6 protein-coding genes are annotated in these 6,634 nt (G+C 58.0%); all 6 read right to left on the reverse strand.

Translation table 11 applies throughout. The features are described from left to right. Nucleotides 1–91: 91 nt before the first annotated feature. Nucleotides 92–1,480, reverse strand: a complete 1,389-nt coding sequence (locus KIH86_RS21745) for a sugar phosphate nucleotidyltransferase (protein ID WP_223084466.1) — start codon at nt 1,478–1,480, stop codon at nt 92–94. A gap of 87 nt (nt 1,481–1,567) precedes the next feature. Beyond that, a complete protein-coding gene (locus KIH86_RS21750; protein ID WP_223084467.1) occupies nt 1,568–2,371 on the reverse strand; it encodes a DUF6492 family protein in 804 nt (267 codons plus the stop codon). Nucleotides 2,372–2,471: 100 nt separating this feature from the next. Beyond that, nucleotides 2,472–3,317: a YhfC family glutamic-type intramembrane protease gene (locus tag KIH86_RS29635; RefSeq protein WP_322098668.1), complete on the reverse strand. Its 846-nt coding sequence runs from the start codon at nt 3,315–3,317 to the stop codon at nt 2,472–2,474. Then, a complete protein-coding gene (locus KIH86_RS29640) occupies nt 3,217–3,795 on the reverse strand; it encodes a helix-turn-helix domain-containing protein (RefSeq protein ID WP_223084469.1) in 579 nt (192 codons plus the stop codon). Before KIH86_RS29640 ends, KIH86_RS29635 begins: the two co-directional genes overlap by 101 nt. Nucleotides 3,796–4,109: 314 nt before the next feature. Further along, nucleotides 4,110–5,351 carry an MFS transporter gene (locus tag KIH86_RS21760; RefSeq protein ID WP_223084470.1) on the reverse strand — a complete coding sequence of 414 codons (1,242 nt, stop codon included), beginning with the start codon at nt 5,349–5,351 and terminating at the stop codon, nt 4,110–4,112. An 11-nt stretch (nt 5,352–5,362) separates the two neighbouring features. After that, nucleotides 5,363–6,406: an ROK family transcriptional regulator gene (locus tag KIH86_RS21765; protein ID WP_223084471.1), complete on the reverse strand. Its 1,044-nt coding sequence runs from the start codon at nt 6,404–6,406 to the stop codon at nt 5,363–5,365. Between the last annotated feature and the right edge of the window lie 228 nt (nt 6,407–6,634).

Raw genomic sequence — 6,634 nt, forward strand, 5'->3', positions numbered from 1 at the left:
TGTGCACATCCCCGATTGTCGCTTTCCCCATGGTTCTCTACTCCTCTGTCCGATTGTATCCTTACTATAAAAGCGCATCGCGGCGCTTTGTCTAATCGGCAGGAGCTGTCCAGTCGTAGGTGATCCGCACAATATCCTCTGCGGGGGCGCCGGCCTCCCGGATCTCCGTGACAATGAGCTCCAGAGCCTCCGCTCCCGCCTTCAACGCATGTCCGGCTCCCGGAGGCACAGCAATCACGTCGCCCGCACGCATGGGACGGGGCCCGCTCTCCAGCCGGTATTCCCCCGAGCCGGACAGCACCGTCCACATCTCCCGGGTATGCCGGTGAAGATGATAACTCGAATGCCCTCCCGGCAGCAGGGTGACCTTGGAGACAATTGTCTCCCCCTGCTCCCCGATCCGGCTCCAATCAAGCACCCGCGAAATGCCCCATCGCCGCTCCTCGACCATCGGCTTCTTCGGCTCGCCTGTCAGGGCATTCTTGATCTCTTTGGCCCGGTCTTTGCCCGCAACGAGAATGCCGTCCGGTCCGGCCGCCACGACGGTATCCTTAACGCCTATCACATGAATCGGGCAGGACAGCTCATTGATCAGGAATGAGCCTTCCGAATCAGGAGAGAGCGTGCCTGCTCCCGTTACCTGCTTCCCCAGATGGGGAGTCAGCGCATCCCAGCTTCCGATATCCTCCCAGAGCCCTTCGTACGGAATGACTACGGCCCGCTGCGACCGTTCGATCACCTCGACATCAAAGCTCCGCTCGGACAGTTGTCCGTAGCAGTCCAGCAGCTCCCGGTAGTCCGTGTGCAGTCCCCCAGCCTGCGCCTGCGACAGCAAATAACCGAGCTTGCAGGAGAACACACCGCAATTCCACAGCGCGCCTTCGCCGATGAACGTCTTTGCCCCAGCCTCATCAGGCTTCTCCGCAAACCGGGCCACCTCGAAATATTTCTCCGTCTCCCCTGCTTCCGGCTCAGGAACGCCCTCCGGCCGCGGACGGGGCACAATATAGCCGAACTGTGTGGACGGAGACCTCGGCGCCGCACCGATCAGCGCGACATCCGCCCCGGACTCGGCCAACACCTGCGGGAAGCGCGCGATCAGGCTGAAAAAAGCCGGTTCCACATAGGAATCGACCGGAAGGATCGTCACGACTTCCTCCGGGTCGATGCCGCGCGTCTCCCGCAGGTAGGCGGCGGCCAGTGAAATGGCCGTGAACGTCCCTCTTTTATGCGGCTCTGCCAGCACGGGGATGCTCTCTCCGATAGACCTGCGCGTAATCTCCACTTGAGTACGATGGGTCACAACACAGCAGGAGCTGAGCAGACCGGCCGCCGCCAGCCCGCTGCAGACCCGCTCGATCATGGATTCCAGACCGCCCGATGCCGCCGGAAGCAGGCGCAGGAACGCCTTGGACCGGACTTCATTCGACAGCGGCCACAGCCTTTTGCCCGATCCCCCGGACAGAAGCACCACCTGCATAATCATCCACTCCTTCCTTCCGTATGACGGGGACCGGCCCCGGGTAGCGGGCTTTCAAGTCCCTTGCTGCCGGTTCCGGCATCCGCCTCACTTCGCTCCCGTCTTCCGGCTGTAAGCCTTGCGCTGGTGAAAGGAAAGCGACCGATGCGATCGGGCATATCTGGCAACTGCCGGGCCTGCAAGCTTCGAGAAGGGAGTGTGCAGGCTTCGGTTGCGTGCTTTTTTCAGCTGCATTCCACCGGGATCGGTCGTGTATAAATAATTGGCATATGTTTCGTATTCGGAAAAAGCGAACGGCTTCGAGCGGTTCATACTGCGGATGATAGCGGTGTACCAGGGAACGCCGTGGATGGCCTCGATTTCCCGCTTCATGCGGGCCAGACGCCGGCATTCAAACAGCATATAGTGAGTGACGAAAGAGGAAGGGGACGGTGCCTTTCGGCCCATCAGCTTGCGGTAGGTTCTGAAGTATTCAGGCTGGCTCCAATTCCGGCAGTAAAAAACAGTCCGATCCCCATGGCGGAACCGGTGGGGTGCGATCAGCACCGTATCCGCGTCGATCACGAGAAAATAATCGCTTGAACACAGCTTGTCGCCGCCCAGCTTAAGCAGCTGCTGGAACAGCCAGCCGGAGCGCTCGAACGTTCGGGAGCGGTAATGAATATCCTTTTTGGTAATAGGCAGCACCGTATTCTCATCAACGAAGGCGCAGCCTTTTTTTCGGCAAAATTCAAGAATCCGGGGCTTGCGGGGAGCTACGATCAGGATGCGGCGGATGGGATGCCGGACATGGGTACGAACCGCATCCACCACATGCGGCAGAGTCGCCAGATCCTTCTCGATCGCCGGAATCAGCACATCAATGGCGGGTCCTTTCAGGGCAGGGGACATGACTTCATCTCCACTTTTCAATTTATGTTAGCGTATGAAGATTCCCCTGAAAAAGCTTGGGCCTCCCCTGCCCTGAAGTACAAACCGGACCCGGATACTTCTACCAGAGGAGCAGTCCCAGGGCCAGCGTCAAGAGACCGACCGCTGCGACGAAGAGGCTGACCACCGGAACGGAGGAGGTCCTCGATAACCGGACGGCGCCAAGATTCAGCGCGCTGTGCAGCGGCATCATCAGCAGCGCGACTGGCGGGGTATGGGCGATGATCAGCGCCGCGCCGATGTGGAAGGCGGAAGCCCAGATCCGCTCCAGAATGCCCCACATCGGGCTGGTCTGCAGGTTGCCCTGCGCCTTCAAAATCTCCTTCGCCTGCATCGCCTTCTCATCCGTACGCTTCACCAGCGAGAGGATCAGGCTGGTGTTGACGATGACGAACACCACCTCAACCGCGGCCCAGCCCTGGCCGAGCGACAGCGCCTCCGGAAAGGAGGCTGCCAGGAAGGCGAGCAGCGCGAACCGGACGCCTTCCTCCAGCAGACCGGAGCTGCTGACGACGATCAGCTTCGCCTGCTTCTCCGGCCGCGAGCGCACAAGCGCTGCAATCGGCCCGCGCAGGAAGAGCGCGACGGCCCAGCCCAGCGCGCCAAGACCGAAGGCGCTCCAGTTCATTGGATAGCCCGCGAGATCGAAAGCCAGGCCGAACAGGATCGGCACCAGCAGGTAGACCGGAAGGAATTTCACGGTCCGGCCGGTTAAGCCCTCGAACGGATCATTGCCTCCGGGCACGGTGATTTCGGTGGTGATCTCAGTGGTGATTTCCGGCATGTTGCCGTTCCATACCTGCTCTTTATTCTCCATGATTCTCATCCTCTCCAGGGCCGAGTCTTTGGCCCAGTATCGGTCTCGGAATAACGACTGTCGAAATGACTCGCTGTCTACGGCCGCCATCTCCCTCGTTCCCGGCGTATTTCTGCATGGCTCCCCTGATTTCCGACAGCAGCTGCGCGTATTCTTCATCCGTTAGATATAGCTGGGCCTGACGCATGGATACGCCGTCCCGGGCCAGGTCGTATTGTTCCTGCTTCAGGTAGGCGCTAAAGTCGCCGACAAGAGAGGATATGAATTTCTGGAACAAGGCCATATGCTCGCCTGCAGCCCGCTCCGTCGTATCCGAAGGGGTGGCATCCTCGGCTCCCGCAGCCAGATAGTACACTTTCTCCACCGCGCCTCTGACTTTGATCTCCTCCGCCACCTGCAGCATACCGGCCTTCAACAGCTTGTTCAGCTGCCGGTACATCGTCGCCTGGGGAATGTCCTCCAGTTCCGCGACGAGCTGGCGTGTCGTGCGTCTTCTTCCGTTCAGCAGCGCCTGGACGATCCGCATGCGTACGGGATGAAGCAGCAGATCGGCTCTGGATTCGCTCATGGTTATCACCTCAACTTGAACTTAAACTATTATCATTATCAATAATGATAATAGTTGTAGTGAAAAAAGGCAACCTCTGTTTGAGCTAACAAACGGGCTGCCAAGGGGGCACCCCAACACGAACGGTTAAAAGATACCATTTGTGCGAACGGCAAACAAAATACACATCTGTGCGAACAGCTACAGGCATTGCCTTAAGACATGCACCGCTACCGCTCGGGGTCCAACTGGCGTTGCCGGGAAAGATCAGAGCCTCGTCAAGCTCTCCGCTTAACCAGGTTTGGATGTTGTAATGAACCGGAGAAGCCTGCGGCTTATTGAACCTTGCTCTGCCCGCCGATTTCTCCGCCGCCGGTCCGCACCATAAGGATACGGTTCAGCCGCTCCGAGAACAGAAGCATCGCTGTGGCCATCAATCCCAGATACACCGGGAACACACCGAGCGACGAGAAGGAAGCCAGGAAGCCGAGCAGAGGCGGCAGCAGGGTGCTTCCTACATACGCCACAGCCATCTGGTAGCCCATAATGGTCTGCGAGTTCTCCCTTCCGAAACGTACCGGCGTCTCGTGCAGCATGCAGGGATATATCGGCGCAAGCCCCAGGCCCACGATCATGAAGCCCGCGACCGCCCAGCCGCCGGGCAGAGGCAGACATAGCAGAACGGCGCCGGTGAGCGCGGTAATCTGTCCCGTGCGGATGAGCTTCCGGTTGCTCACCCGGAAGGTAATGAAGCCGGAGATGAACCGGCCGACCGTAATGCCTGCATAGTAGAGCGACACGCCCTGCGCCGCGAATGCGGCCGATACTTCTTTGACATGCACCAGATAGCTGCTTCCCCACAGTCCCAGCGTTGCCTCCACGCCGCAGTACAGCAGAAAGGACAGCAGGCCCTGCTTCACGCCCCGGATGCGCAGCGGCTTGGCGGAAGCGGAAGCGCCAGCCGCATTCTCCACCGGCCCATTGGACGCCCCTTCTTCCGCCATACCGTTCTCGGCCGTTCGAATTCCCGCAACCTTGTTCCAAAGAGGCAACGAGAAGAACAGAATCAGCACCAGCCCGAACTGGATGGCGGAAATCGTCAGATAGCCGTTTCTCCAGGAACCGCTCCCGTCAATGAAGCGGGCCATAATAATGGGGCCAAGGGTTGCTCCGACACCCCAGAAGCAGTGCAGCCAGCTCATATGATGGGCCTTGTAATGGGCAGCTACATAATTATTGAGGCCCGCATCTACAGAGCCTGCTCCAAGACCGAGCGGTATGGCGAACAGCACCATCCAGATAACCGATGCCGATTCCGCGTAGCCCAACAGGGCGACGGCGGTCATGAGGCAGCTTACAAGCGTCACCTTGCCCGTTCCGAACCGGGAGATGACGCGCCCGCTTGCGAGGCTGGAGACAATCGTGCCCGACGCTATGAGCATGAACAGCCAGCCGGCCATATCGAGCGGCGCTCCCAGATCCTTTTGCATAACCGGCCAGGATGCACCCAACAGGGAATCCGGCAGCCCCAGACTGATAAAAGCCAGATAAATAATAATTAAAAAGAAAGTAGCCATATGTCGTTCTCCTATTCCCTAATTTCCAAGTACGGCGCAGTCTCACTGATCAGCAGATCAAGCCCGAGACGCTGCAGCCCATAGAGATAATCCTGGCGCCAATCGCTCGCCTTAAGCTCTGGCAGATGCTCCGCCGGAATGTAGGCCGCGCTTGCCGAAGCAATCGCCTTCAGCATGTCGCCGCTCACCTCTTCCCGGTTGAAGATGACCCCGTCCGGATTGAGGATAGCGGCCAGCGAGGCGACAAGACGGGCCGCCGGATCAACCGCCGCGCTGACGCCGTTATTGGCTTCCTCTCCTCGGCCGAGTGCCTGCCCAAAGTTACGGTTGTCATACTGCGGGACGAAAGACACCTCGCCGGAGAAGCAGCTTTTACCCCGGACGATTTCGCCGTTAACGAGGATGCCTGCGCCAGGCCCGTTCTGGCCGAAATAGAGATAGACCAGCGAAGACCTGTCCCTAGCGGTCATCCGGTCGTAGTAACCGAGCACAGCCGCATTCATATCGTTCTCCACTACGGCCGGGATGGAGTAACGCGATTCACAGTATTGTTTGAGGTCAAAGTAGTGGAATTGTGGATAATCGGGGATATGGATGATTTTGCCGGTGCCATCGACCGCTCCGGGAATGCCGATGGAGATCACCCCAATCCGGGGGTACCGGTCCAGAAAGCTTTGAATGTGCAGGTCAAGGCTCTCTATCCCGGCATTCAGGACACCTGGAGTGTTCCCCCGCTCTTTCACTTCGCCCAAGCTGTTAACAACCGTGTATCCCGTTTCCTTTCTTTCCAGAAACAGGGCCAATCCCAGCATATGCTCCGGATTGTAGGCATACCTTAACGCCCTGCGGCCTCCGCTGGATTCATCCAGACCGGCCTGAAAGATCTCTCCTTCTTTTTCCATGAGGGACAGAAACTTTCCGACCGTCGGGAAGCTGATCCCTAACTGCCGACTTAATTCCGCTTTGGTCGAACTGCCAGCTTTCAGCAGAGCTGTTCGGATCTTTCGCAAAATCATCGTTTGTACGGCTTTGGGTCTATTCGTTCCTTCGTGCATGGATTCACCTCTCATCCCTACTTATTAAACTAATTTAATAAGTAGGGATGAGTGTATCACACTATGGATATCTTTATCAATAAGGCAATGACAAAAAATATGTCGTTTTGCAGGCGGTGGATGCTTTTCCATGAATTGCACCACCACCCGCGATCTCGGAGCTAAGACGATTGAAGCGTCTCCAGAAAATACTGGGTTACCAATGTCTCTTTATGATATATTTCATTC

The organism is Paenibacillus sinensis, assembly GCF_019904155.1.
Classification (GTDB): Bacteria; Bacillota; Bacilli; order Paenibacillales; family Paenibacillaceae; genus Paenibacillus_AQ; species Paenibacillus_AQ sinensis.